Origin of the sequence: Sphingomonas sp. CFBP 13603 (assembly GCF_014892665.1) — a bacterium.
In the GTDB taxonomy this organism is placed as follows: Bacteria; Pseudomonadota; Alphaproteobacteria; order Sphingomonadales; family Sphingomonadaceae; genus Sphingomonas.
Window position 1 is genome coordinate 102,457 of the sequence record NZ_JADBIA010000011.1, and the last position, 22,715, is coordinate 125,171.

General features: G+C 66.2%; 25 protein-coding genes and 1 tRNA gene. 5 read left to right on the plus strand and 21 right to left on the minus strand.

The genetic code is table 11. The annotated features are described in order from the left end of the window. Positions 1 to 54: 54 nt before the first annotated feature. The 3 genes from IFR23_RS15990 to IFR23_RS16000 form a co-directional block, all read right to left on the minus strand. The gene (locus IFR23_RS15990; RefSeq protein WP_056066456.1) at positions 55 to 357 is read right to left on the minus strand and encodes a YggT family protein; all 303 of its coding nucleotides are present in this window, start codon (positions 355 to 357) and stop codon (positions 55 to 57) included. Between the two features lie 173 nt (positions 358 to 530). Next, positions 531 to 1,448 (minus strand): acetylglutamate kinase, encoded by a 918-nt coding sequence (argB, locus tag IFR23_RS15995; RefSeq protein WP_192976749.1) that lies wholly within the window; start codon positions 1,446 to 1,448, stop codon positions 531 to 533. Positions 1,449 to 1,605: 157 nt separating this feature from the next. After that, on the minus strand, positions 1,606 to 2,253 hold the full coding sequence (locus IFR23_RS16000) for a queuosine precursor transporter (protein ID WP_192976750.1): 648 nt from the start codon (positions 2,251 to 2,253) through the stop codon (positions 1,606 to 1,608). Positions 2,254 to 2,398: 145 nt separating this feature from the next. On the opposite strand from IFR23_RS16000, the gene IFR23_RS16005 reads away from it, so the two are divergent. Then, positions 2,399 to 3,664 carry a NupC/NupG family nucleoside CNT transporter gene (locus IFR23_RS16005; protein WP_192976751.1) on the plus strand — a complete coding sequence of 422 codons (1,266 nt, stop codon included), beginning with the start codon at positions 2,399 to 2,401 and terminating at the stop codon, positions 3,662 to 3,664. Between the two features lie 207 nt (positions 3,665 to 3,871). On the opposite strand, the gene IFR23_RS16010 is transcribed toward IFR23_RS16005, so the two are convergent. The 3 genes from IFR23_RS16010 to IFR23_RS16020 form a co-directional block, all read right to left on the minus strand. Further along, the gene (locus IFR23_RS16010) at positions 3,872 to 4,426 is read right to left on the minus strand and encodes a fasciclin domain-containing protein (protein ID WP_192976752.1); all 555 of its coding nucleotides are present in this window, start codon (positions 4,424 to 4,426) and stop codon (positions 3,872 to 3,874) included. 83 nt (positions 4,427 to 4,509) lie between these two features. After that, complete coding sequence (gene dapF, locus IFR23_RS16015) at positions 4,510 to 5,448, minus strand: diaminopimelate epimerase (protein WP_192976753.1); 939 nt, start codon at positions 5,446 to 5,448, stop codon at positions 4,510 to 4,512. 39 nt (positions 5,449 to 5,487) lie between these two features. Further along, positions 5,488 to 5,952 (minus strand): DUF6456 domain-containing protein, encoded by a 465-nt coding sequence (locus tag IFR23_RS16020; protein ID WP_107964336.1) that lies wholly within the window; start codon positions 5,950 to 5,952, stop codon positions 5,488 to 5,490. 99 nt (positions 5,953 to 6,051) lie between these two features. On the opposite strand from IFR23_RS16020, the gene IFR23_RS16025 reads away from it, so the two are divergent. Then, complete coding sequence (locus tag IFR23_RS16025) at positions 6,052 to 6,612, plus strand: helix-turn-helix domain-containing protein (protein WP_192976754.1); 561 nt, start codon at positions 6,052 to 6,054, stop codon at positions 6,610 to 6,612. A 4-nt stretch (positions 6,613 to 6,616) separates the two neighbouring features. Here the strand turns inward: IFR23_RS16025 and IFR23_RS16030 are convergent. From IFR23_RS16030 to IFR23_RS16060, 7 genes are all read right to left on the minus strand, one after another. Then, a tRNA-Val gene (locus tag IFR23_RS16030) sits at positions 6,617 to 6,692 on the minus strand. A gap of 51 nt (positions 6,693 to 6,743) precedes the next feature. Continuing rightward, positions 6,744 to 7,685 carry a MarR family winged helix-turn-helix transcriptional regulator gene (locus IFR23_RS16035; protein ID WP_192976755.1) on the minus strand — a complete coding sequence of 314 codons (942 nt, stop codon included), beginning with the start codon at positions 7,683 to 7,685 and terminating at the stop codon, positions 6,744 to 6,746. A gap of 101 nt (positions 7,686 to 7,786) precedes the next feature. Then, positions 7,787 to 9,274: an NAD(P)(+) transhydrogenase (Re/Si-specific) subunit beta gene (locus IFR23_RS16040; protein WP_107964328.1), complete on the minus strand. Its 1,488-nt coding sequence runs from the start codon at positions 9,272 to 9,274 to the stop codon at positions 7,787 to 7,789. Positions 9,275 to 9,301: 27 nt separating this feature from the next. Next, a complete protein-coding gene (locus IFR23_RS16045) occupies positions 9,302 to 9,619 on the minus strand; it encodes an NAD(P) transhydrogenase subunit alpha (RefSeq protein WP_107964329.1) in 318 nt (105 codons plus the stop codon). A gap of 1 nt (position 9,620) precedes the next feature. Beyond that, positions 9,621 to 10,073 carry an endonuclease domain-containing protein gene (locus IFR23_RS16050; protein ID WP_342344982.1) on the minus strand — a complete coding sequence of 151 codons (453 nt, stop codon included), beginning with the start codon at positions 10,071 to 10,073 and terminating at the stop codon, positions 9,621 to 9,623. Further along, positions 10,070 to 11,206 carry an NAD(P) transhydrogenase subunit alpha gene (locus IFR23_RS16055; RefSeq protein WP_192976756.1) on the minus strand — a complete coding sequence of 379 codons (1,137 nt, stop codon included), beginning with the start codon at positions 11,204 to 11,206 and terminating at the stop codon, positions 10,070 to 10,072. The genes IFR23_RS16050 and IFR23_RS16055 overlap by 4 nt, the downstream gene beginning before the upstream one ends. A 4-nt stretch (positions 11,207 to 11,210) precedes the next feature. Further along, positions 11,211 to 11,333: an aa3-type cytochrome c oxidase subunit IV gene (locus tag IFR23_RS16060; RefSeq protein ID WP_082441508.1), complete on the minus strand. Its 123-nt coding sequence runs from the start codon at positions 11,331 to 11,333 to the stop codon at positions 11,211 to 11,213. A 139-nt stretch (positions 11,334 to 11,472) separates the two neighbouring features. Here IFR23_RS16060 and IFR23_RS16065 point away from each other — a divergent pair, with 139 nt between their 5' ends. Further along, on the plus strand, positions 11,473 to 12,888 hold the full coding sequence (locus tag IFR23_RS16065; protein WP_192976757.1) for a sigma-54-dependent transcriptional regulator: 1,416 nt from the start codon (positions 11,473 to 11,475) through the stop codon (positions 12,886 to 12,888). Positions 12,889 to 12,938: 50 nt separating this feature from the next. Here IFR23_RS16065 and IFR23_RS16070 read toward each other — a convergent pair whose 3' ends face one another. The 8 genes from IFR23_RS16070 to glmM all read right to left on the minus strand — a co-directional run bounded on the left by IFR23_RS16070 (position 12,939) and on the right by glmM (position 20,396). Then, positions 12,939 to 13,133 (minus strand): hypothetical protein, encoded by a 195-nt coding sequence (locus IFR23_RS16070; RefSeq protein ID WP_192238473.1) that lies wholly within the window; start codon positions 13,131 to 13,133, stop codon positions 12,939 to 12,941. Positions 13,134 to 13,555: 422 nt separating this feature from the next. Next, entirely contained in the window at positions 13,556 to 14,440 is an 885-nt protein-coding gene (locus IFR23_RS16075) for a bestrophin family protein (RefSeq protein ID WP_192976758.1), read from the minus strand. An 80-nt stretch (positions 14,441 to 14,520) separates the two neighbouring features. Continuing rightward, positions 14,521 to 15,579, minus strand: coding sequence for a dihydropteroate synthase (gene folP, locus IFR23_RS16080; protein WP_192976759.1), 1,059 nt, complete (start codon positions 15,577 to 15,579; stop codon positions 14,521 to 14,523). A 154-nt stretch (positions 15,580 to 15,733) separates the two neighbouring features. After that, the gene (locus IFR23_RS16085; protein WP_056487740.1) at positions 15,734 to 16,873 is read right to left on the minus strand and encodes a site-specific DNA-methyltransferase; all 1,140 of its coding nucleotides are present in this window, start codon (positions 16,871 to 16,873) and stop codon (positions 15,734 to 15,736) included. 176 nt (positions 16,874 to 17,049) lie between these two features. Further along, complete coding sequence (locus IFR23_RS16090; RefSeq protein WP_192976760.1) at positions 17,050 to 17,688, minus strand: ribonuclease HII; 639 nt, start codon at positions 17,686 to 17,688, stop codon at positions 17,050 to 17,052. Then, entirely contained in the window at positions 17,676 to 18,536 is an 861-nt protein-coding gene (thiD, locus tag IFR23_RS16095) for a bifunctional hydroxymethylpyrimidine kinase/phosphomethylpyrimidine kinase (protein ID WP_192976761.1), read from the minus strand. Before thiD ends, IFR23_RS16090 begins: the two co-directional genes overlap by 13 nt. Positions 18,537 to 18,840: 304 nt before the next feature. Beyond that, entirely contained in the window at positions 18,841 to 19,056 is a 216-nt protein-coding gene (locus IFR23_RS16100; protein WP_192976762.1) for a DUF1272 domain-containing protein, read from the minus strand. Continuing rightward, on the minus strand, positions 19,056 to 20,396 hold the full coding sequence (gene glmM, locus IFR23_RS16105) for a phosphoglucosamine mutase (RefSeq protein WP_192976763.1): 1,341 nt from the start codon (positions 20,394 to 20,396) through the stop codon (positions 19,056 to 19,058). The genes IFR23_RS16100 and glmM overlap by 1 nt, the downstream gene beginning before the upstream one ends. A 69-nt stretch (positions 20,397 to 20,465) precedes the next feature. Between glmM and IFR23_RS16110 the strand changes: the two genes are divergently transcribed. Next, a complete protein-coding gene (locus IFR23_RS16110; RefSeq protein ID WP_192976764.1) occupies positions 20,466 to 21,740 on the plus strand; it encodes a dicarboxylate/amino acid:cation symporter in 1,275 nt (424 codons plus the stop codon). Then, a complete protein-coding gene (locus IFR23_RS16115) occupies positions 21,715 to 22,707 on the plus strand; it encodes an aldo/keto reductase (protein ID WP_192976765.1) in 993 nt (330 codons plus the stop codon). Before IFR23_RS16110 ends, IFR23_RS16115 begins: the two co-directional genes overlap by 26 nt. Positions 22,708 to 22,715: the final 8 nt, after the last annotated feature.

Genomic DNA, 22,715 nt, shown 5'->3' on the forward strand with positions numbered 1-22,715 from the left:
GGCGAAGACAACCTGCATTGCAGGTGGCGGTGACATAAGCCTCAGACGCCGACCTCAATAGGTCGCGACGAGGTAGTTCTGCGCGATGTTCGGAATGACGATGTTGCTCAGGATGTAGAGGATCAGCAGCACGACGAGCGGCGACAGGTCCAGTGCGCCGAAATCCGGAAGCACGCGGCGGATCGGGCGGTACATCGGCTCGGTCATGCGCTGCAGCGCGGTCCATACGGTGCGGACGAAATCGCTGTGCGTATTGATGACGTTGAACGCGATCAGCCATGACAGGATCGCCTGCACGACGATGATCCACCAGATGACGGTGAGCAGCAACTGGACGATCTGAAGAAGGGCGATCAAGGCGTGGGTCTCCGCTGGTGTGATCCGGATATAAGGAGGCGGGAAGAGAACGATAACCCCTGTGATGCGGCTCGTTTCCGCCGCCGCTCTCTCGTGGCCAACCAACGATCGTCATCCCGGCTTTCGCTTGAATGACGGCGTGGTGTTGGGGAGGGTAAGACCCGTCGCGTCCCTTACCGCGAGCGCCCGTTCGCGCTGACAAGCGTGCCCGCGCCCTGCTTGGTAAAGATCTCCAGCAGCATCGCGTGAGGCACGCGGCCGTCGATGATGACCGCCGCATCGACGCCCGATTCAACTGCCGCGACGCAGGTGTCGAGCTTGGGGATCATGCCACCGGTTACCGTGCCGTCGGCGCGCAGTTCGGCAATACGCGCCGGGTCGAGGTCGGTGAGCAGCTCGCCCTCCTTGTCGAGCACGCCGACGATATCGGTCAGCAGGAAGAAGCGCGCGGCGCCCATCGCGGCGGCGATCGCACCCGCCATCGTGTCGGCATTGATGTTGTAGGTGTGGCCGTCGGCACCGATGCCGATCGGCGCGATCACCGGGATGATGTCGGCGGCGATCAGCGTGTCCAGGATCGTCCGGTCGACCGCGATCGGCTCGCCGACGAAGCCAAGATCGACGTGACGCTCGATCCCCTGGAGCTTGTCGGGTTCTCGGCCGTGGCCGACTTTCTGCGCGAGGACGAGGCCTGCGTCCTTGCCCGAGATCCCGACCGCGCGGCCGCCGGCCTGGCCGATCCAGCCGACGATTTCCTTGTTGATCGAGCCCGCCAGGACCATCTCGGCGATCTGTGCGGTCTCCGCATCGGTGACGCGCAGGCCGTCGATGAAGCGCGATTCGACGCCGAGGCGCTTCAACATAGCGCCGATCTGTGGCCCGCCGCCGTGCACCACCACCGGGTTGATGCCGACCGCCTTGAGCAGCACCATGTCCTCGGCGAAGTCGCGCTGCAGCTCGGGATCGCCCATCGCGTGGCCGCCGTACTTTACGACGAACGTCTTGCCGGCATAGCGCTGCAGATACGGCAGCGCCTCGGTGAGCGTTTCCGCCTTGGCGAGCAGGGCGGGATCGGGCGTGTGATCGGTCATCGTCGCGCTTTAGCCAGTCGCAGGCGGTTCGTCATCCGGGGAACGTGCGTGGTCTTTGCACTCCCCCGCCGTCATCCCAGCGAGAGCTGGGATCTCCCGGTTCGAGCCTCAGCGTCCGCCAACGGGGATACCCCAGCTTTCGCTGGGGTGACGGAGTTTACGCCCGGTCCAACCGCCGCCCGAGTTTCACGAAGAACGTGATCATGAACGGCACCAGCACGATCGACAGCACGACCTTGGTCAGCATCTGCCCCTCCATGAGCCCGAGGATCGGCCGCTCGCCGAGGAACGAGATGGTGATGAACAGGATCGTATCGATGATCTGCGAGATGATGCTCGCGATCATGCCGCGGAGCCACACCAGCTTGCCCTCGCCGCTGCCAACCTGTCCCGACAGTTTCGAGAAGATCAGCACGTTGAGCGTCTGCGAAATCCCGTAGGAGATCAGCCCGGCGATCATCATCCGCGAGCTTTGCCCGACCACGACCGGGAACGCGTCGACCGCGGGCGGGTACATCCCCGGATCGTGCGGCAATGCCAGTACGAGGTGGATCAGCGCGGCCGACACCAGCAGCGGAATGAACCCGAGGCGCACCAGGAACGTCGCGGTCTTCTGGCCGTGCAACTCGGAAATCGCGCTGCTCAACACGACCAGCAACAAGAATCCGAAGATCCCGGCCTCCACCGCGAGCGGGCCGAGCGCGACCTGCTTCACTCCCAACACGCCGGCGATGCACACCATGCCACCGTACAGGACCGAGAAAACGAAGAGCGAACGCGGGAACGCGGGGGGCAACTTATCCATCGCGCGGGACGCTAGCGAAAACGCGCGCGCCGTCAAATGACTAGCGCGCTTCAAATAACTGGCGAGCGCGGCGCTCGCGTGTCATGTCGGTCGCTTGCGCAGCCGGGGGGCGGCGCGTGTCATCGCAAGAAAACGCAGGGCGTCCATGGAAAGACTCTTCATCGGTTTGGCGGGCATCGCCGTCATCCTGGGCATTGCCGTGCTGTTGTCGAGCGACCGCCGTGCGATCCGCCTGCGCATCGTCGGCGCCGCGTTCGCATTGCAGGCCGGGATCGCGGTCCTCGTACTGTATTCGAGCTTCGGCAAGGTCGTGCTCGGCGAGATGTCCGGCGGGGTCGCCAACCTGCTCGGCTATTCGCAGAAGGGCACCGAATTCCTGTTCGGCAAGATGGCGACCCCCGAGATCGGCGGGCAGAGCTTCGCGATCGCCGCGCTGCCGGTGATCATCTTCTTCGCCAGCCTCGTCTCGATCCTCTATTATCTCGGCATCATGCAGTTCGTGGTGCGCTGGGTCGGCGGCGGGATCGAGAAGGTCATCGGCGTCTCGAAGGTCGAATCGCTGTGCGCGGCGGCGAACATCTTCGTCGGCCAGAGCGAATCGCCGCTGGTGATCCGGCCGTATCTGGCGGGCCTCACCCCGGCGCAGCTGTTCACCGTGATGACCAGCGGGATGGCCGGCGTCGCGGGCACGATCCTCGCGGCATATGCGTCGATGGGCATCCGCATCGATTACCTGCTCGCGGCCAGCTTCATGGCGGCGCCGGGCGGCATTCTGATGGCGAAGATCATCATGCCCGACCGGGTGATGCCACCCGAGGGCGAACTGGCACTCGGCGACCAGCCGGGTGAATCGGGCGCGGGCGAGCCCATGCCGCAGGCGACGCACGACGAGGAAAAGCCGGCCAATCTGATCATGGCCGCCGCTCAGGGCGCCCAGACCGGCGTGCGGCTGGCCGTCGCAGTCGGCGCGATGGTGCTGGCGTTCGTCGCGTTGGTGGCGCTCGCGAACGGGCTGCTCGGCGGGCTTGGCAACATGATCGGGCTGCCGGGGCTGAGCTTCCAGGGGCTGCTCGGCTATGTGTTCGCGCCGATCATGTTCCTGCTGAACGTGCCGTGGAGCGAGGCCGGGATCGCCGGCGGCCTGTTCGGGCAGAAGATCGTGCTGAACGAGTTCGTCGCGTATATCTCGCTCGGTACGCAGCAGGGGCTGAGCGCGCGGACGATCGCGGTCATCACCTTCTCGCTGTGCGGCTTTGCGAACTTCTCGTCGATCGCGATCCAGATGGCGGTGACCGGCAGCCTCGCGCCGAACCAGCGGCCGATGATCGCCAAGCTGGGCCTGCGTGCGCTCGCCGCAGGAAGCCTCGCGAACCTGATGTCCGCCGCGCTTGCGGGTCTGCTGATCGGCTGACCCCTCTCCGTCATCCTGACGAAAGTCAGGATCCAGAGCCACGAGGGTGTCGTTTGTTACCCTGGATCCTGACTTTCGTCAGGATGACAGGATTGGGATGACGCGGCTCCCAAACGCAATCGGGCCCGCCACCTTTCGGCAACGGGCCCGACGTAAACGGCCTCGCGGGGGGGGGGAAGCGAGGCAGCTATCTCGCGTGATCGCCGATTACGGCAGCATCACCGTGTCGACGACGTGGATCACGCCGTTCGACTGCATGACGTTGGCGATCGTGATGCGGCCCTTGTGGCCCTTGCCGTCCATGATGCCCCAGCCGGTGCCGACCTTCTTGAACATCAGCGGCTCGCCCTGCACGGTCGTGTAGGTCGCGGTGCCGCCGTTCGCCTTCGCCTTGGCGGCAATGTCGGCTGCGGTGATCGTGCCGGGGACGACGTGATAGGTCAGGACGCTGGCGAGCTGTGTCTTGTTCTCGGGCTTGAGCAGCGTGTCGACGGTGCCGGCCGGCAGCTTCTTGAACGCCGCGTTGGTCGGCGCGAACACGGTGAACGGACCCGGGCCCGACAGCGTCTCGACCAGGCCGGCGGCCTTGACCGCGGCGACCAGCGTGGTGTGATCCTTCGAATTGACGGCGTTCTCGACGATCGTCTTGGTCGGGTACATCGCGGCGCCGCCGACCATCGGGTTGGTCTGGGCTGCGACGATGGCGCTGCCGCTGACGGCAACTGCCGCTGCGACTATCGCGGTACGAATGAAGTGGTTCATGGCTTCTCTCCTGCGTGCGGAGCCGGTGTGCGGCGCCACTGCGGGGAGATACGCGCCCGCCGGGAGAAGGACGCAGCCGGCGTTCAGATGGTCGCGAGAAGTCCCGCCCAGGCCGCGACCTCATCGTCATGCCGCCGTGTGATGACCAGGTCGCTAGCGATCGCCGTGTCGAGATCGACCTCGATCGTGCCGGTCCACTCGAACGTCGCATTGCCCGACAGCGTCACCATCGCCGCCTCGCTCGCCTCCGTGCGGACCAGCCCGCCCTTGTTGAACACCGTCGTCGGCGTGTCGTACGCGATCCGCCCGGTCAGGCACGCGGCATAGGTCGACGCCGCCATCGCGCTGCCGCAACTGTCGGTGAGGCCGACGCCGCGCTCGAACGTCCGCACGAACAGGTCGCGGCCACGCACCTCTACGAAACTGACGTTCGCGCGATTCGGCAGCCAGTCGGGTGCCGCCTCGCACGCCTCGCCGACGCGGACGAGTTCGGCTTCGTCGACGGCATCCACGAACGTCACGAGATGAGGGTTGGGCATTGCGACGGCGGTAAAGGCGCGGTCCGTCGGCAAGCGCGCGATCGGCGTATCGACGATGCGATCGGTCCCGACATGCATCGGCCACGCCGCGGCATCCAGAGACGCAGGGCCGGCGATCTCGCGCACGGTGAACACGCCCTCGGCGATATCGGCATCGCGCTGCACGGCCGCGTCGCTCGTCTTCAGCAGCGCCATAGCAGTTTCATAGCCCGTGGCTGCGAACCCGGCGCGCGCCACGCAGCGCAGGCCGTTGAGGCAGGTCTCAGACTCGCTGCCATCCGAATTGAACATCCGCATCCCGAACGCGTGGGTCTCGTCGCCGGCGGTCAGCAGAAGAAGCCCGTCGCCACCTACCGGCCCAGCGCGGTCCGCCAGCGCCCGCGCGACGGCAGCCCAAGCCGCATCGCCGAGCGTCGACGCACGCGCGTCGATCAGCGGGAAGTCGTTACCGGAGCCGTGGCATTTGATAAGGTCGAAGCGCATACCAGCCACTTAGTCACGCCCGCGGATCAAAGCGAGCGCCTAACCGATCCCGTAATGCGCGGCCAAACGATCGAGCGCGAGCGTCAGCACGACCCGCCCCGCCCGCGCCGGCCATTGCAACGCCTTCTCCGCCACCGGCAGCCCCTCCCCCGCGCAAACCACGCGCCAAAGGATATCCGCCAGCCCCGGCCCCGCCGCCGCCAGCGCTTCGTCGAACCGACGCTTCGCCGCGATCTGCGCCGACGTCGGATCGAGCCCGTCATGGCCTCCCCCATCGACGCGCTCCGCCCAGCGCATCGTCACGCTGGGCGCGATGGACGCGCGTTCGTAATTGGCCCGCAACCGCTCCCCCGCCTCGAACTGCGTCACGTCGATCAACCCGCGCGACCGCAGCCACCCGAGCGGCGACTCCGCAAGGTTGAAGGTCACGGTACGGCCGCGACGCACGCCGACCAGCTGCGGAATCCCCTCCGAATCGATCGTCCGCTCTACCAGTTCGCGCATCCACCATCTCCCGTTGCGCTTGGCGGTTGCCATATCCGCATGGTTGTAGGACACAAGAATAACCCATCTGGTTTGGAGATGTTCGATGATCGCATTTCAATGATCACTGCCATTCGCGAAGTCCGGCGCGCCAAGGGACTGACGTTGGAGGACGTCGCCAGGCGTTGCGATCCATCGACCACCGCGCAGACGATCGGGCGGCTGGAGACGGGCACGCGCACCGTCTCGATCGGCTGGCTCAACCGGATCGCCACCGCACTGGGCGTCGAGGCGAGCGACCTCGTAACATTGCCGGACCGCACCGACCTGCCCGTCGCCGCGATCCTAGACGGCCGTGGCGCCCACGCACCGCGGCGAACCACGACGGCACCGCCACCCCAGGTCGCGCCGGGCCAGATCGCCATCACCGTCGTGAACGGCACGGGCGATTACCGCGTGGGCGACGTGATCTGGGCGGCGACGCTGGGGCCCGATGATTTCACAACCGCGCTCAACCGCGACGTCCTTGTCCCCCAACCGGCCGGGAGGTTCGCATTCGGACGGCTGACTGGATGCGACGGCGGCGCTACCGTCTTGCCATCGGGCGCAGGCACGCAGTCGCTGACCATCGCCGATCCGGCCTGGATCGCGGTCGTCGTGCGGCTGGTCCGCGAACTATAGAGGATGGTGGGCGATGACGGGCTCGAACCGCCGACATTCTCGGTGTAAACGAGACGCTCTACCAACTGAGCTAATCGCCCCTCTCGGGTCGACGTCCGATGCCAAAGCCGGGCGGCGGGGGCAAGCTAAAATCACGGAATCCGCAGGTCGGCGCCTCTGGTGGCCACGATATAGCCGCGCATTGCCTCGCTCGCGCGGTCGGAGAGCACCATGAAAGCGCGCCGCCGGTCGTGCAGGTCGGGGCGGCGTTCGAACAACCCGGTGTCGGTCATCCGCGCGATCCAGCGCAGCGCAGTGGTGGGCGCGACCGCGGCGGCGATGCACAGGCTCGACACTGACACGCGGCCGCGCTCCAGTTCGGCGGCATAGAGATCGAGCAGCATGTCCCAGCCGGGATCCTCGAACAGCGTCGCGCCGAAGAACTGGTCGCGCAACCGCCGAGCGCGGATCGCCCGACGAACATCCGCCGCACTCGGCTCGGCCAAGGGCGGTGGCGCGCCGTAGCGATTGGTCCGGTCGCCGACGATCGCCGCCGCTGGAGCATCATCCTCGATCTCCGTGCGCGTCAGGCGCGCCAGCGCTTCGGCGATCCGCGCGACTTCCGTGTTCAGCCGCTCCAGTCGCGTGCCATCGGTCTCGCGACCGACGTCGAACACGCCGGTGGGGCTGCGTGCGGTCTCCGCTGCGACAACAATCGCCGCGACGCAGTCACTGACGGTCGGGTCCACCAGCAATCGCGTACCGCCACCAAGCGTTGCCGCAGTCACGACATCGATCTGGTCGAACGTCAGGGCAACCACGAGGCCTGCCTGCACGGCAACTGCCTGGTCGACGATCGCAGGCAGCCGCTCTTCGAGCATCGCGTCAGCGACGCCGATCGCTTCGATGACAATCACCTGAGGCGTGGCGTGATCGCCGAACGGGGTCTGCCAATCGAACCGGCCTACGATCCTCCCGCGTAGAGCGTCGAGCGCGACGGTAAGCCGGTCTGGCGCGCCCGTAGCAGCAACCAGAACCGCGTCGATCCCGGTATCGTAATTTGCCGCATCAGGTGCGTTGTCCGGTCGGGTCATCAAGGTCTCCGCTGTGGTAGCGAGACTAACCTGCGTCAGACCAAGAGTTACACCCGAACTGGATCGAGTTTCGTCGGAGTTGGGAACCTACTGAGCCACGATCAATCGAGCGCCTTGACGATATCCTCGACCATCTTCTTGGCATCGGCGAGCAGCATCATCGTATTGTCGCGGTAGAACAGCTCGTTATCGACGCCTGCGTAGCCGACGCCGCCCATCGAGCGCTTGATGAACAATACCGTCTTCGCCTTTTCGACGTCCAGCACGGGCATGCCGTAGATCGGCGAGGACTTGTCGGTCTTGGCCGCCGGGTTGGTCACGTCGTTCGCGCCGATCACGAACGCGACGTCGGTCTGTGCGAACTCGCTGTTGATGTCTTCGAGCTCGAACACGTCGTCATACGGCACGTTGGCTTCGGCCAGCAGCACGTTCATGTGCCCCGGCATGCGCCCCGCGACGGGGTGGATCGCGTATTTCACGCGCACCCCCTCGGCCTTCAGCTTGTCGCCCATCTCGCGCAGGACGTGCTGCGCCTGCGCCACCGCCATGCCGTAGCCCGGAACGATGATAACCTGTTCCGCCTGGCTCATCAGGAACGCGGCGTCTTCCGCCGAGCCGCGTTTCCACGGGCGATCGCTCGCGACCGCGCCGCCGCTGGTGTCCGCGACCGCGCCGAAGCCGCCTGCGATCACGCTGATGAAGCTGCGGTTCATCGCGCGGCACATGATGTAGCTGAGGATCGCGCCCGAGCTGCCGACCAGCGCGCCAGTGATGATCATCGCACTGTTGTGGAGCGTGAAGCCCATCGCGGCGGCCGCCCAGCCCGAATAGGAATTGAGCATGCTGACCACCACCGGCATGTCCGCGCCGCCGATCGGGACGATCAACAGGAAGCCGATGACGAAGCTCAGGATCACGACCGTCCAGAAGATCCACGGGGCCTGGTCGGTGACGAAGTAGGCGATCAGCCCGAGGATGGCGGCGAGCAGCGCGAGGTTGATGACGTGGCGGCCGGGCAGCATGATCGGCTTGCCGCCCATATTGCCGTTGAGCTTGAGGAACGCGATGACCGAGCCGGAGAAGGTGATCGCACCGATCGCCACGCCGAGCCCGAGTTCGATCCGGCTGACCGGGTGGATGACCGCGAACGGCTGGCCGATCAGCGGAATGACGAGGTCCGAAATTCCGAACGCCTGCGGGTTGAGATACGCGGCGACTCCGACCAGCACCGCGGCGAGCCCGACCAGTGAGTGGAATGCGGCCACGAGCTGCGGCATCGCGGTCATCGCGATCCGTCGCGCGGTGACGAGGCCGATCGCGGCGCCGACGCCAATCGCCGCAAGGATTTCGACGACGGTGGTCCAGTCGATCATCCAATCGTGCGGATTGCCGGGAGGCCATGCTTCCGAACGCAACGGCACATGCGTCACCAGCGTCGTCACGACCGCGATCGTCATGCCGATGATGCCGAAGCGATTGCCGCGCTGGCTCGACGCCGGGCTCGACAGCCCGCGCAGGGCGAGGATGAAGCACACCCCCGCCACCAGATAGGCGAGCGATGCCCAGGGGCTGACCGTCAGTTCATGCATCGCGCGTTCCCCTCACGTCCGTATCGCTCACTTGCTCGTGGCAGCCGCGACCGGCCGTTCCTTTTTCTTGTACATCGCCAGCATCCGCGCGGTGACCGCGAAACCGCCGAAGATATTGATGCTTGCGAGCACCACCGCGAGCAGCCCGAGCGCCTTGGCGACGCCCGATCCGGCGCCGATGCCTGCCGCAGCGGCGGCGATCAGCGCGCCGACGATGATGACCGAGGAGATCGCATTGGTCACCGCCATCAACGGCGTGTGCAACGCAGGCGTCACCGCCCAGACGACGAAATACCCGACGAAACATGCCAGCACGAAGATCGACAGGATCGCGATAAAGTCCATCTCATTCCTCCCCGGCACGGGGAGGGGGACCGGCCGCAGGCTGGTGGAGGGGGCTGGCCGCGGACGATACGATCATCGTCACAACGGCCTCGACGTCCCTCAGCACTTCGCCCGCTGCCACTCGCAGCACCCGGTGGCCATTCTGTTCGAAAAACTGGTCGCGATCGGCGTCGCGTTGGGGACGGTCACCGCGTCCATGGAATTCGCCATCTACTTCGACCGCGAGCTTAGCGGCGGCGGAGTAGAAGTCGCAGACGTAAGGACCGATGGGATGCTGGTGGCGGAACTTCACGCCGGTTTTCTTCCCCCGGAGCTGCTCCCACAGCAGCACTTCCGGAAGACTCATTTCGCGCCGCAATTTGCGTGCTAGCGATACTTCCGGGCGTAGCGTGTGTGGGACGCCCCCTCCACCGGCTGCGCCGGTCCCCCTCCCCGTGCCGGGGAGGATCATCATGCCAGCAGCCTTGGATTCACGATCTTGCCGCCCTGCGTCAGGCGGATCGCATCGCCGATCTCGGCGTCGAGTACGGGTTTGCCCGCCTCCTTGTCCCAGAAGGCATTGAGGAAGTTGAACAGGTTGCGCGAGAACAAGGCGCTGGCGTCCGCCGCCAATCGAGACGGCACGTTGCGATGCCCGACGATCTTCACGCCGTTCACCACGACCACTTCGCCCGCGACCGAACCCTCGACGTTGCCGCCCTGCTCGACCGCGAGATCGACGATCACCGAGCCCGGCTTCATGCTCGCCACCTGCGCCGCCGAGATAAGCCGTGGCGCCGGACGCCCCGGGATCAACGCGGTGGTGATGACGATGTCCTGCTTGGCGATGTGCCCCGAGACGAGCTCGGCCTGCGCAGCCTGGTATTCGGGCGACATTTCGCCGGCATACCCGCCCGTTCCCTCGCCCTCGATCCCGGCGACATTCTCGACGAAGATCGGTTTCGCACCGAGCGACTGGATCTGCTCGCGGGTCGCTGCGCGCACGTCGGTCGCCGACACCTGAGCGCCGAGCCGCCGTGCGGTCGCGATTGCCTGGAGTCCGGCGACGCCGACGCCCATCACGAACGCCTTGGCGGCGGAAATCGTCCCCGCCGCGGTCATCATCATCGGGAACGCGCGACCATATTCGGCGGCGGCATCAAGCACCGCCTTGTACCCCGACAGGTTCGACTGCGACGACAGGATATCCATCGACTGCGCGCGCGTGATGCGCGGCATGAACTCCATCGCCAGCGCCTCGTAGCCCGCCGCGGCATACGCATCGATCCGCGCACGCCCGCCATCGGGACCTGCACCAAAGGGATTGAGGCTTGCGACGATCCACGCCCCCGGTGCAATGCCGCCAAGCCCAGCTGGATCAGGCCCCTGCACGCCAAGCACGATATCCGCGCCGGCCAGGGTTGCCGCGCGATCGCCCACCGAAGCCCCCGCATCCGAATACGCCGCGTCGACAATCGATGCGGTATCGCCCGCTCCCGCCTCCACCGCCAGCGTCGCCCCCAGCGCGATGAATTTCTTCACGGTCTCGGGCGTCGCGGAAACCCGGCGCTCGCCGTCCGCTTGCTCTTTGAGGACGGCGATCTTCATCGCGTCAGGAAATCAGCCAGATGACGAGAGCGACGACGAGTGCGCACCCGACGGCACCCCATTTCATCATCCCCGTCACGCTCGAATAGGTCGCGACGTGCGCCTTCATGTCCCCGTTGCCGGCCATGGTTCGTGCCCAATCCTCTGAGTGTTATGCTCTATGCAGCCGACCTTATCGCGCACATACAAAATGTCCAAGCCCGGTACTTAAGTCGCCCTTTACCCGGCGCGGCTATTGCACGTGCCGGAACGGGACAGGATTCGCCATGACGCGCAACGGGCAGCGCCTTCTATTGCTGATCGACGAGGAGCCTGCGCAGCGGCGGCTGGTGGCGGCCCTCGCCGCGCGTGGCGGATGGCGTGCGATCTTCGCGACCGATGGCGAAATGGCGATCGCGACGCTCGGCACGCAGGACGGCATGCAGCTCGATGCGATCATTCTCGATCACTGGGCGCCCGATGCGGATGCGACCGACCTGATTGCTGCATTGCGCGAACGTCGCCCCGCGCTGCCGATCCTGCTGGTCACGGCCAACGGATCGGTCGCGCACGCGGTTGCAGCGATGCGGGCGGGCGCCACCGACTTCCTGGTCAAGCCGCTCGCCCCCGAGCGGTTTCTCGCTGCCCTCGACGCAGCCGTCGGCGGCACGTCGGCAGGCGAACTCCGCCCCCTCACCGAGAAGATCCCGGCATTGCTCGGGTTCGACGAGATCGTCGGATCGTCGCCTGATTTCCGTGCTGCACTGGCGATCGCCGCAAAGGCCGCCCGCGCCCGCGTCGCGGTTCTGCTCGAAGGCGAAATCGGCGTCGGCAAGGACGTCGTCGCCGAGGCGATTCACGCGGCCTCCCCGCGCGCAAAGAAGCAGATGACGAGCGTCAACTGCGGCGCGATCCCTGCGAACCTCGTCGAATCCGAACTGTTCGGTCACGAAAAGGGCGCCTTCACCGGGGCGTTCGAGCGCAAGATCGGCCGTTTCCAGGACGCGGATGGCGGCACGCTGTTCCTCGACGAGGTCAGCGAGATGCCGTTGGAGGCGCAGGCCAAGCTGCTCCGCGTGCTCCAGACCGGCGAAGTCCACGCGATCGGTGCGCGCCATCCCCGCGAAGTCGACGTCCGCGTGATCGCCGCGAGCAACGTGCGACTGCTCGACGAGGTCGAGGCCGGCCGGTTCCGCGAAGACCTGTATTACCGTCTCAACGTCGTCCAGGTAACGATCCCGCCCTTGCGCGAACGCACCGGCGACATCCCCGCACTCGCCCGCCATCTGCTGGCGCGGATCGCCGAGCAACCGGGATTGCGGCCGCTGGGGATCACCGATTCCGCCCTGGCGCTGCTGGTGCAATATGACTGGCCCGGCAACGTTCGCCAGCTCCAGAACGCGCTCTTCCGCGCTGCCGTGCTCTGCGAGGATGCCGCGCTCACCGAGGAGGATTTCCCGCAGATCGCAGCGCTGGGCAACCGCCAGCGCACGCCCGCTGCCGCGGCGATCGGTGGAGGCGGCGTCACGCTGTTCCGCCCCGACGGTAATCTCCGCGCACTGGAAGAGATCGAGGCCGACGTCATCCGCCTCGCCATCGGCCACTACCGCGGCCGCATGACCGAAGTCGCACGCCGCCTCGGCATCGGCCGCTCGACGCTGTACCGCAAACTCGGCGAACTCGGCATCGACAACGCGGCGTGAAGCAACGTCTGGTTTGGGAAGGATTGCGGACATTGGCGTAACGGTTCAGGTCAGGCGTTCCGTAAAGCCTCAATCTCACGAGCGGTGCGCTCAGCGGGGTCGGTCGCGATTGTTTCGAGCGAGCGGATCCGGCCCTCCTGGCTCTCCACAAGGGCACGCAATTTCTCATTTTCGGCTTTCATCGGTTCCAGCAGACCGCCGGAGGTGCTTTGGCTCCCCGGCGCCGCTTTGCTGATCTGGCGCATGGTCCAGTACCTCGTAATATACCAGACCACTAAGCCCGTAAGGCCTATGACCAACAGAAGTTCGCCGTCGCTAAAGGCGTTTACGTGTTGCATCTCAAACCGCCCCTGTGAGCCAACGAAGTTCGGCGTTGAACGTTCGGATGTACGCTCGCCCCGTTACCGTGTTGCTACTATAATACAGACTCATTGCGGTGCTGCAAGTGGTCAACGACCGCTTATGGGCGGAAGTTCGTTTAGTCGATTGCCTCCGCCGACGCCTCTATTTGCCATTGCCATCGTCAATGCCGTCGCCGATCGACCGCGTGCGACCCAGTGCACGTTGGCGTAACCCGGCCTGATCTTCATTCGCCGCCTCGCGACGAAACCGCCGTTTTGCAACGGTCGGTGCGCCGCGATCGGATCCTGTCGACTCGCCTGGTGTGCTACCAGAGAATGCCGTGGACCGGCTGCAGCGGCTCTGGTGCTTCGTCGCCGATCGCCTGGAGAAGGTCGATCTCGATCGTCCGGCACATCGCGTTCAGCGGCACGTCGTGGATCGTGTCCGCGAACGGATCGACCAGATCGTCGCCGATCTGCAGCACGGCGAGGAACATCAGCCCGGCGATGGTCGAACCGACCGGCGTCGCATAGCCGAGCGTCTCGACCAGGCCGATCGGCAGCAGCACGCAGAACAGTCGCGTGAACAGGCTCGGGAAGAAGCGGTACTGGTTGGGCAAAGGCGTGTTCTTGATCCGCTCCATGCCGCCCTGCGCGTTGGCGATGTCGACCAGGATCGCCTCGAACTGGGTCTGCTGGATGGTGTCGATCCAGCCGTTGCGCCGACAGATGTCGATCCGCCGACCGGTGCCGTCGAGCAGGCCGTTGGCGATGTTGGTGCGCTCGAGCGCGAACGATGCCTCCTCCTTCGAGAGGAAGCGCAGCACCTCGGGTGGCGCCGGTTGCTTGCGCAACTGGCAGCGCAGCGCGTTCACATACGCGATCTGGCGGAGGACGATGGTCCGCTTCATGTCGTGCCCCTCGGGCTCGGGCAGCATGTTGCGCGCCATCCGCGCCAGGTTGCGCGACGCGTTGATCATCAGGCCCCAAAGCCCGCGGCTTTCCCACCACCGCTGATACGCGGAATTGTCGCGAAAGCCGAGGAACAGCGCGAGCGCGGTGCCGAACAGCGTCAGAGGGAGCGCGGGCGCGTGGAACGGCAGAACGTAATAAGTGATCGTGACGATCACATCCCAGACGAAAAGGCCGAGCAACGGGCGCCAGACCTCGCTCAGAATTTGACTGAAGCGCGGTGTTGCAGTGACGATCAAACGAAAGCTCCCTTGTTTACAGGGCTTTTAATGCGCGAAGTGGCGTTTCGCTGCAATGCAGCGACGATCAGCCGCCCCGCTTAGCCGTCAACGAGCGACTGATCGCGCAGGCCACGCCAGATCTTCACCGCCTGCACCGTCTCGGCGACGTCGTGGACGCGCAGGATCTGGACGCCTGCCTCCGCACCTTTCAGCGCCAGCGCGAGCGAACCGGCGAGGCGCTGGTCGACCGGCGCTTCGTTCGAGAGCGCACCGATCAGCCGCTTGCGGCTCGCGCCGAGCATGATCGGGCAGCCGAGACCGTGGAAGATCGCGAGGCCGTTGAGCAACGCGAGGTTCTCGGCGAGCGTCTTGCCGAAGCCGATGCCGGGATCGACCATGATCCGCGACCGCTCGACACCGCCCGCGACGACCGCGGCGATGCGGGTTTCGAGCCAGTCGAACACGTCGGTCAGCACGTTGCCGTACGCTCCATCGCCGTGACCGCCTTTCTTGGGGTCGGGCGAGTGCATCAGGACGACGGGGCAGCCGCTTTTTGCGACGACGTCCAGCGCGCGATCGTCCCAGAGGAGCGCGGCGACGTCGTTGACGATGTGCGCGCCGGCGGCGAGCGTGGCTTCCATGACGGCGGCCTTGCGCGTGTCGACCGAGACGATCGCACCGGCGCGCGCGAGGCGTTCGACGACGGGGACGAGCCGCGCGATCTCGTCGCCTTCCCACACCGCGGGGGCGCCGGGGCGAGTCGATTCGCCGCCGACGTCGATCAGCGTCGCGCCGGCTGCCGCCATGTCAATTCCGGCGGCGGCCGCTGCGGCGGGGTCGTCGACATGCTGGCCACCGTCGGAGAAGCTGTCAGGGGTGACGTTGAGGATGCCGGCGACGATCGGCTGGTCGAAACGGAGCGTGCGTTCGCCGAGCTGGAGGGGCGCGCGGGGGGCGGTGATGGCGGCGTGGAGGTGCGCGGCGTGCTCGCCGATCGTCGCGATTTCGGCGACGGGGATCGTGCGGCGGGCGCGGCCTTCGATCACTTCGTACGCGGCGAACCACTGCAGGCCGCCCGCCAGGCGCGTGACGCTGCCGTCTGCGTGGCCGATCGGGGTGTCGACGAACTGGACGGGGCGGAGGTGGAGACTGGTCATGATCCCCTTTTCCTCAAATCCACCGTACGTTCAAACCCACCCCGTTCGTCCCGAGTAGGCATCGAGCTTGTCGAGATGGCGTATCGAGGGACCTGTACCTCGATACGAGCCCTCGACTACGCTCGGTCTCTACTCGGCACGAACGGAACTTTGCTCAGACAGTCGTCGCCAGCAAATACGTCTGGCGGAGGTCGTCGATCGGCTTGAGCCCCTTGTCGCTTTCATAATGCCAGAAGCTCCAGCCGTTGCAGGCGGGGGCGTTCTGGAGGGTCGAGCCGAGCTTGTGGATCGAGCCGATCGTGCCGCAGTCGCTGAGCAGCGAGCCATCCGCGCGGATCGTCGCGCGCCAGCGGCGCTTCGAGTCGGTCAGCACTGCGCCGGGAGCGAGATACGCGTTCTCGACCAACACGCCGAACGCGACCTTGGGCTGCGTGCGCGGGCTCATCATCGTGGCGAGTGCCGATTCGTCGAGCGGCAGCGCGGCCTCGATCCGCTCCTGCGCGGCTTCGATGTAGTCGCCTTCGCGGTCGATGCCGATCCAGCTGCGGCCGAGACGCTTTGCCACCGCGCCGGTGGTGCCGGTACCGAAGAACGGGTCGAGCACGACGTCGCCGGGCTTCGTGCACGCCAGCAGGATGCGGTAGAGCAGCGCCTCGGGCTTCTGCGTCGGATGCACCTTGGTGCCGTTCTTCTTCAGCCGCTCGGCGCCGCCGCAGGTCGGGAATTCCCAGTCGCTGCGCATCTGGAGCTCGTCGTTGAGCGTCTTCATCGCGCGGTAGTTGAAGTGGTATTTCGCCTTCTCGCCCTTCGACGCCCAGATCAGCGTCTCGTGCGCATTGGTGAAGCGGGTGCCGCGGAAGTTGGGCATCGGGTTGGTCTTGCGCCAGACGATGTCGTTGAGGATCCAGTAGCCGAGATCCTGCACCGCCGCGCCGACGCGGAAGATGTTGTGATAGCTGCCGATGACCCAGAGCGCGCCGTCGTCCTTGAGGATGCGGCGTGCTTCCTTGAGCCAGGCGCGGGTAAAGCGGTCATAGGCGGCGAAGGTGTCGAACTTGTCCCAGTCGTCGGTGACCGCATCCACATGCGATCCGTCGGGACGATAGAGTTCGCCACCGAGCTGGAGGTTGTAGGGCGGGTCCGCGAAAATCATGTCGATGGAATTCGACGGGAGCGCCTTCATGTGCTCGATGCAATCGCCACGCAGGATCTGGTCGAGCGGAAGCACGGCTTGAACCGCTGGCTCCACTGCCTTTTTCGCACGCGGACGTGCGATCGTGTCGATCAAACCCATGTTTACCGCCCCTTATCGACGCCCATAGCGGCGGAATTGTCCGACTCCGTCAAGCAAACATTCGTTAACGGCGTTTTCGCGAGAATCCGCGGCTGCGACCAATCGAGTCGCGGTTGCCCAGATGTTGAGTCGTGGGAGACTCGCGGCTCAAGCCCTTGGGGTGTGGCGCGAAAGACTCAGCTCGTCGTTTCCTGTGCGAAAAGTCCCTCGCGCGCCAGATAGGCGGCGGCGACGGGGGCGAAACTGCGGCGGTGAATCGGCGTGGGGCCGTGTTCGCGGAGCGCCTTCATGTGGTGCGCGCAGCCGTAACCCTTGTTCGAATGCCAGTTATATTCGGGATGCACGTCGGCGGCGGCGATCATGATGAGATCGCGCGTGTGCTTGGCGACGATCGAGGCGGCGGCGATCGACAGCGACTTCGCGTCGCCGCCGACGAGCGGCGTGGCGGGGTAGGTCCAGCGGGGCAAGCGGTTGCCGTCGACGAGGACGTGGCCGGGGGCCTGGCCGAGTTGAACCGCCAGCGCGTCGACGGCGAGGGTCATCGCCTTCATCGTCGCCCAGTAGATGTTGAGCGTGTCGATCTCGTCCGGCTGAACGATGCCGATGCCGACGATCGCACAGCCTTTGAGACGTGCGCAGAGCCGTTCGCGCTCCGAGGCGGAGAGCTTCTTTGAATCGTCGATGCCGCGGGGGACACCTTTTGGCGGAAGAATCACGGCGGCGGCTACGACTGGCCCCGCGAGCGGGCCGCGGCCGGCTTCGTCGACACCCGCGACGGGGCCGATGCAGAGCTTTTCGTGTTTCATGCCGGGCATTGGCGGTCTTTCCACTGGTCGAACGGGCTGGTGCCGAGGGCGTGCCCAATCGGGCCGTGCCCTGCGCCTAGCCCTGGTGCGCTGGCAAGTGCGGCGCGGACGAACGCGATGGCGCGCTCGATGGCGGCGGCGAGCGGCAGGCCTTGGGCGAGGCTGGTGGCGATGCCGCTGGCGAGCGTGCAGCCGGTGCCGTGGGCGTGGCGGGTTTCGATGCGGGGGTTGGTCCAGCGGGTTTCGCCGGTGTCGGTGACGAGGCGGTCGGTGATGTCTGGGCCTTCGGCGTGACCGCCTTTTACGAGGACGGCGGGGCCGAGTGCGCGGATTGCGGTCTCGCCGCCGAGGGCTGCGAGTTCGGGGAGGTTGGGGGTTACGAGCGTGGCGATCCGCATGAGGCGGGTGAAGGCGGCGATGGTGTTGCTGTCTGCGAGGACGGAGCCGGCGGTTGCGATCATCACGGGGTCGAAAACGATGGGGATGCTTGAACTTTGCGGACAGCCCGCCCCCCCTTGTTCTCCCGCGAAGGCGGGAGTCCAGTCTGGGCTCCCGCCTTCGCGGGAGAACAAGCTAGTGAGAAGATCCGCGACCGCGTTGGCAGTTTCTGCCGAACCGATCATGCCGATCTTGATTGCGTCTACGCCGATGTCCGAGACGACGGATTCGATCTGCGCGAGGACTATGTCGGTCGGGATCTGATGGACTGCCTGAACGCCTACCGTGTTCTGTGCGGTGATCGCGGTGACGGCGGTCATCGCGTGACCGCCCAGCATGGTGACGGTCTTGATATCGGCCTGGATTCCGGCGCCGCCGCCGGAATCCGAGCCGGCTATTATTAGGATTCTGGCGATCATCGGAGGTCGTCGGAAAAAGTGAAGTATAGGAAGTGTAGACGCTCGCACGGTTTCGTTGCGGGGCTGTTTGGGGCTACGGAGCGGGGTTTGGCGAGGTTGGCGGTCATATGGTTGGCTATGTCATAACCGGTAGGATGTAGGACAGCGGGTATGCTCTCCTCTCACCACCCCGGCGTAGGCCGGGGCCCAGTTGGGGGACGTTGCTAACCGCGGACTGCGTTCCGTTACTCCGACCTTTCCAACTGGGCCCCGGCCTTCGCCGGGGTGGCGGTAAGGAGCGAGGTGGCGTTTACTCGAACCGCGCCTAGTGCCGCCTGCCCGCTGCCGGCTTTTGCGGCGGTGCCTCGCCCAGCCTTGTCGGGCGATCCAACAATTCGCCACCGCAGTTGGGACACCGCTCGTCGAGTGCGTCGGCGCACTCCGCGCAGAAGGTGCATTCGAACGAGCAGATGAACGCGCCGGGTGCATCGGCGGGCAAGTCGGCGGTGCAGCGTTCGCAGGCGGGACGCATCTCCAGCATCAGGCGGCGGCCTTCCGGACGGCGTCGCAGATCCGGTCGACGACCTGTTCGACCTGGGCGAGATCGTCGCCCTCCGCCATCACGCGGATCACCGGTTCGGTGCCGGACGGGCGGATGACGAGCCGTCCCTTCCCGGCGAGTTCGGCCTCCGCCTCGGCAATTACTGCCTTCACCGCGTCGTGGTCGAGCGGCTTGCCGCCGGCGAAGCGGACGTTCTTGAGCAGCTGCGGCAGGGGCTCGAAGCGGTGGAGCACTTCGCTGGCGGGGGCGCCCGAGCGCTTGACCTCGGCGAGGATCTGCAACGCCGCGACGAGGCCGTCGCCGGTCGTCGCGTAATCGGACAGGATGATGTGGCCCGACTGTTCGCCGCCGACATTATAGCCGCTTGAGCGCATCTTCTCGAGCACGTGGCGGTCGCCGACCGCGGTGCGGACGAGGCCCAGCCCTTGCGCGGCGAGATGGCGTTCGAGGCCGAGGTTGGACATCACCGTCGCGACCAGCCCCCCGCCCGCGAGCCGCCCCTGGCGCGCCCAGCTGGCGGCGATCGTCGCCATCAGCTGGTCACCGTCGACGATCGTGCCGGTCTCGTCGACGACGATCAGGCGGTCCGCGTCGCCGTCGAGCGCGATGCCGATGTCCGCGCCGCTGGCGACCACCGTCTCGGCGAGCGCCTGCGGGGCAGTCGAGCCGACGCCGTCGTTGATATTGGTGCCGTTGGGCGAGACTCCGATCGCGACCACGTCCGCGCCGAGTTCCCACAAGGCCGACGGTGCGACCCTGTAGGCGGCGCCGTTCGCGCAATCGAGCACCACACGCATGCCGTCGAGGCGGAGATTTTCGGGGAAGGTCGACTTGGCGAAATGGATGTAGCGGCCCTGCGCATCCTCGATCCGGCGCGCGCGGCCGATCTGGTCGGAGGGGACGAGCGGGATGTCGCCGTCGATCAGTGCCTCGATCGCCGCCTCGGCCTCGTCCGACAGCTTGTAGCCATCGGGGCCGAACAGCTTGATGCCGTTATCCGCGTACGGGTTGTGGCTGGCGGAGATCATCACGCCGATGTCCGCGCGCATCGACTGGGTCAGCATCGCGACGGCGGGCGTTGGCATCGGCCCGACCATGACGACGTCCATGCCGACGCTGGTGAAGCCCGCGACCAACGCCGATTCGAGCATGTAGCCCGACAGCCGCGTGTCCTTGCCGATGACGACGCGGTGGCGGTGATCGCCGCGCTGGAAATACGCGCCGGCCGCCATGCCGACCTTCATCGCCATCTGCGCGGTCATCGGCGAGACGTTGGTGGCGCCACGAATGCCATCGGTGCCGAAGTATTTTCTTGCCATCGCGTCCGCTTTCCGTCCCGTATCGGTGTCCGATCCGTTTGATAGCGCGGTACATCACGAAGGGCGAGCATGTCGCAGACTACACGGATACTTGCCGCCCTGATCGGCGGCATCGCGATCGGCATCGCCGCGGCGGCCTGGTCGCCGGCGAATGCGATCGCAGCGACGGCGGTGGCCCAGCCGATCGGCTCGGCATGGCTGCACGGGTTGCAGATGGTGATCGTGCCGCTGGTCGTCGGGCTGCTCGTGACCGGGATCGGCGCGACCACCGAGGCGGCGCGCGCCGGGCGGATCACGGTGCGCGCAATGGTGATGATCGTCGTCATCCTGTGGAGCACGACGATCATGTCCGCGCTGGTCACGCCGCTGATTCTCGACGCGTTCCCGCTGCCTGCCGGGCTCGCCACTGCACTGCGTGCCGCATTGACCGGCGCCGCGCCGGTCGGGCCGGTGCCGGGGATCGGCGCGTTCTTCGACACGATCGTACCGACCAACATCGTCGCGGCCGCCTCCAGCGATTCGTTCCTGCCGCTCACCGTCTTCGCGCTGACCTTCGCGTTTGCCGTGACGAAACTGCCCGACGATCGCCGCCGCGTGCTGACCGGGTTCTTCCAGGCGGTGGTCGACGCGCTGTTGATCATCATCAAGTGGGTGCTGAAGCTGGCGCCGATCGGCATCTTCGCGCTCGCCTATGGGGTCGGCGCACGGACCGGGACGGCGGCGTTCGGCGCGCTTCTGCACTATATCGTCTGCGTCTCGGCGATCGGGTTCATCGTCCTGCTGTCCGCCTATCCGATCGGGATGATCGGCGGGCGGGTCGGCTTCGGCCGGTTCGCGCGTGCGGTCGCGCCGGCGCAGGCGGTGGCGATCAGCACGCAATCGTCGCTCGCCTCGCTGCCGGCGATGTTGAAGGCCTCGACCGATCTCGGTGCGTCGCCCGCCACCGCCGGGATCGTCCTGCCGCTGTCGGTCGCGGTGTTCCGCGCGACCAGCCCGGCGATGAACCTCGCGGTCGCGCTGTACGTCGCGCACTGGCTGGGGCTGCCGATCGGGCCGGGGCAGATGGCGGCGGGCGTGGCGACCGCGGCGATCACGACGATGGGGTCGATCTCGTTGCCCGGCACGATCAGCTTCGTCGCGTCGGTCGCGCCCGTTGCGCTGGCGATGGGCATCCCGCTCGAGGTGCTGGGTCTGCTCATCGCGGTGGAGACCATACCCGACCTGTTTCGGACCGTCGGGAACGTGACGATGGACACCGCCGTTACCATCTCCGTCGCAGCGCGGTCCGATCACGGGAACGGCGCTCAGGAGATTCCGCATGAAGTATCGCACGCTCGGCCCTGATTTCGAGGTTTCCGCGCTGGGTCTCGGTTGCATGCCGATGGCCGGCATCGGCAAGGGCATGTACGGCGAGGCGAACGCCGACGAGAGCATCGCCACGATCCACCGTGCGATCGAGCTCGGCGTGACGCTGTTCGACACCGCCGAGATCTATGGCCCGCTGGTCAACGAGGAGCTGGTCGGCAAGGCGATCCGGGGCAAGCGCGACGGCGTCGTGATCGCGACCAAGTTCGGCTTCCGCTATGACGAGAACGGGATGACGGGGGTCGATTCCACACCGGCCAATGTACGGCGGGCGTGCGAGGGATCGCTGAAGCGGATGGGGGTCGAGACGATCGACCTGCTGTACCAGCATCGTGTCGATCCGGGCGTGCCGATCGAAGATACCGTCGGCGCGATGGCGGACCTCGTTCGCGAGGGCAAGGTGCGGCATCTCGGGCTGTCGGAGGCTGGGCTCGACACAATCCGGCGGGCGGCGGCGACGCATCCGATCGCGGCTTTGCAGAGTGAGTATTCGCTGTGGGAGCGCGATGTCGAGGACGCGATCCTGCCGTTGTGCCGCGAGCTGGGGATCGGGTTCGTGCCGTATTCGCCGTTGGGGCGGGGCTTCCTGACGGGGCAGATCACCGCGCGGTCGGATCTGCCCGAGGGCGATTACCGGCGGAATGACCCGCGCTATTCGGAAGAGAATTTCGCCAAGAACATGGAGATGGTCGCGGTGGTGAAGTCGATTGCCGATGCGCATGGCGCTTCGCCGGCGCAGGTGGCGCTTGCGTGGTTGCTGGCGCAGGGCGACGACATCGTGCCGATCCCGGGATCGAAGCGCCGGGTTACGCTGGAGGACAGCATGAAGGCGGCGGACGTTGCGTTGTCGGCGGACGATCTGGCGAAGCTCGATGCGGCCGCGCCGCGGGGTGGAACGGCTGGACCGCGCTATGGCGAAAAGGCGTTGTCGATGACGCGGATCTAACGTCTCCC

Bases quoted from the DNA above. Each gene is read 5' to 3' on its own strand.
- argB (WP_192976749.1), bottom strand. From the start codon at position 1,448: ATGACCGATCACACGCCCGATCCCGCCCTGCTCGCCAAGGCGGAAACG.
- IFR23_RS16000 (WP_192976750.1), bottom strand. From the start codon at position 2,253: ATGGATAAGTTGCCCCCCGCGTTCCCGCGTTCGCTCTTCGTTTTCTCG.
- IFR23_RS16005 (WP_192976751.1), top strand. From the start codon at position 2,399: ATGGAAAGACTCTTCATCGGTTTGGCGGGCATCGCCGTCATCCTGGGC.
- IFR23_RS16010 (WP_192976752.1), bottom strand. From the start codon at position 4,426: ATGAACCACTTCATTCGTACCGCGATAGTCGCAGCGGCAGTTGCCGTC.
- dapF (WP_192976753.1), bottom strand. From the start codon at position 5,448: ATGCGCTTCGACCTTATCAAATGCCACGGCTCCGGTAACGACTTCCCG.
- IFR23_RS16020 (WP_107964336.1), bottom strand. From the start codon at position 5,952: ATGCGCGAACTGGTAGAGCGGACGATCGATTCGGAGGGGATTCCGCAG.
- IFR23_RS16025 (WP_192976754.1), top strand. From the start codon at position 6,052: ATGATCACTGCCATTCGCGAAGTCCGGCGCGCCAAGGGACTGACGTTG.
- IFR23_RS16035 (WP_192976755.1), bottom strand. From the start codon at position 7,685: ATGACCCGACCGGACAACGCACCTGATGCGGCAAATTACGATACCGGG.
- IFR23_RS16040 (WP_107964328.1), bottom strand. From the start codon at position 9,274: ATGCATGAACTGACGGTCAGCCCCTGGGCATCGCTCGCCTATCTGGTG.
- IFR23_RS16045 (WP_107964329.1), bottom strand. From the start codon at position 9,619: ATGGACTTTATCGCGATCCTGTCGATCTTCGTGCTGGCATGTTTCGTC.
- IFR23_RS16050 (WP_342344982.1), bottom strand. From the start codon at position 10,073: ATGATGATCCTCCCCGGCACGGGGAGGGGGACCGGCGCAGCCGGTGGA.
- IFR23_RS16055 (WP_192976756.1), bottom strand. From the start codon at position 11,206: ATGAAGATCGCCGTCCTCAAAGAGCAAGCGGACGGCGAGCGCCGGGTT.
- IFR23_RS16060 (WP_082441508.1), bottom strand. From the start codon at position 11,333: ATGGCCGGCAACGGGGACATGAAGGCGCACGTCGCGACCTATTCGAGC.
- IFR23_RS16065 (WP_192976757.1), top strand. From the start codon at position 11,473: ATGACGCGCAACGGGCAGCGCCTTCTATTGCTGATCGACGAGGAGCCT.
- IFR23_RS16070 (WP_192238473.1), bottom strand. From the start codon at position 13,133: ATGCGCCAGATCAGCAAAGCGGCGCCGGGGAGCCAAAGCACCTCCGGC.
- folP (WP_192976759.1), bottom strand. From the start codon at position 15,579: ATGACCAGTCTCCACCTCCGCCCCGTCCAGTTCGTCGACACCCCGATC.
- IFR23_RS16085 (WP_056487740.1), bottom strand. From the start codon at position 16,873: ATGGGTTTGATCGACACGATCGCACGTCCGCGTGCGAAAAAGGCAGTG.
- IFR23_RS16090 (WP_192976760.1), bottom strand. From the start codon at position 17,688: ATGCCCGGCATGAAACACGAAAAGCTCTGCATCGGCCCCGTCGCGGGT.
- thiD (WP_192976761.1), bottom strand. From the start codon at position 18,536: ATGATCGCCAGAATCCTAATAATAGCCGGCTCGGATTCCGGCGGCGGC.
- IFR23_RS16100 (WP_192976762.1), bottom strand. From the start codon at position 19,056: ATGCTGGAGATGCGTCCCGCCTGCGAACGCTGCACCGCCGACTTGCCC.
- glmM (WP_192976763.1), bottom strand. From the start codon at position 20,396: ATGGCAAGAAAATACTTCGGCACCGATGGCATTCGTGGCGCCACCAAC.
- IFR23_RS16110 (WP_192976764.1), top strand. From the start codon at position 20,466: ATGTCGCAGACTACACGGATACTTGCCGCCCTGATCGGCGGCATCGCG.
- IFR23_RS16115 (WP_192976765.1), top strand. From the start codon at position 21,715: ATGAAGTATCGCACGCTCGGCCCTGATTTCGAGGTTTCCGCGCTGGGT.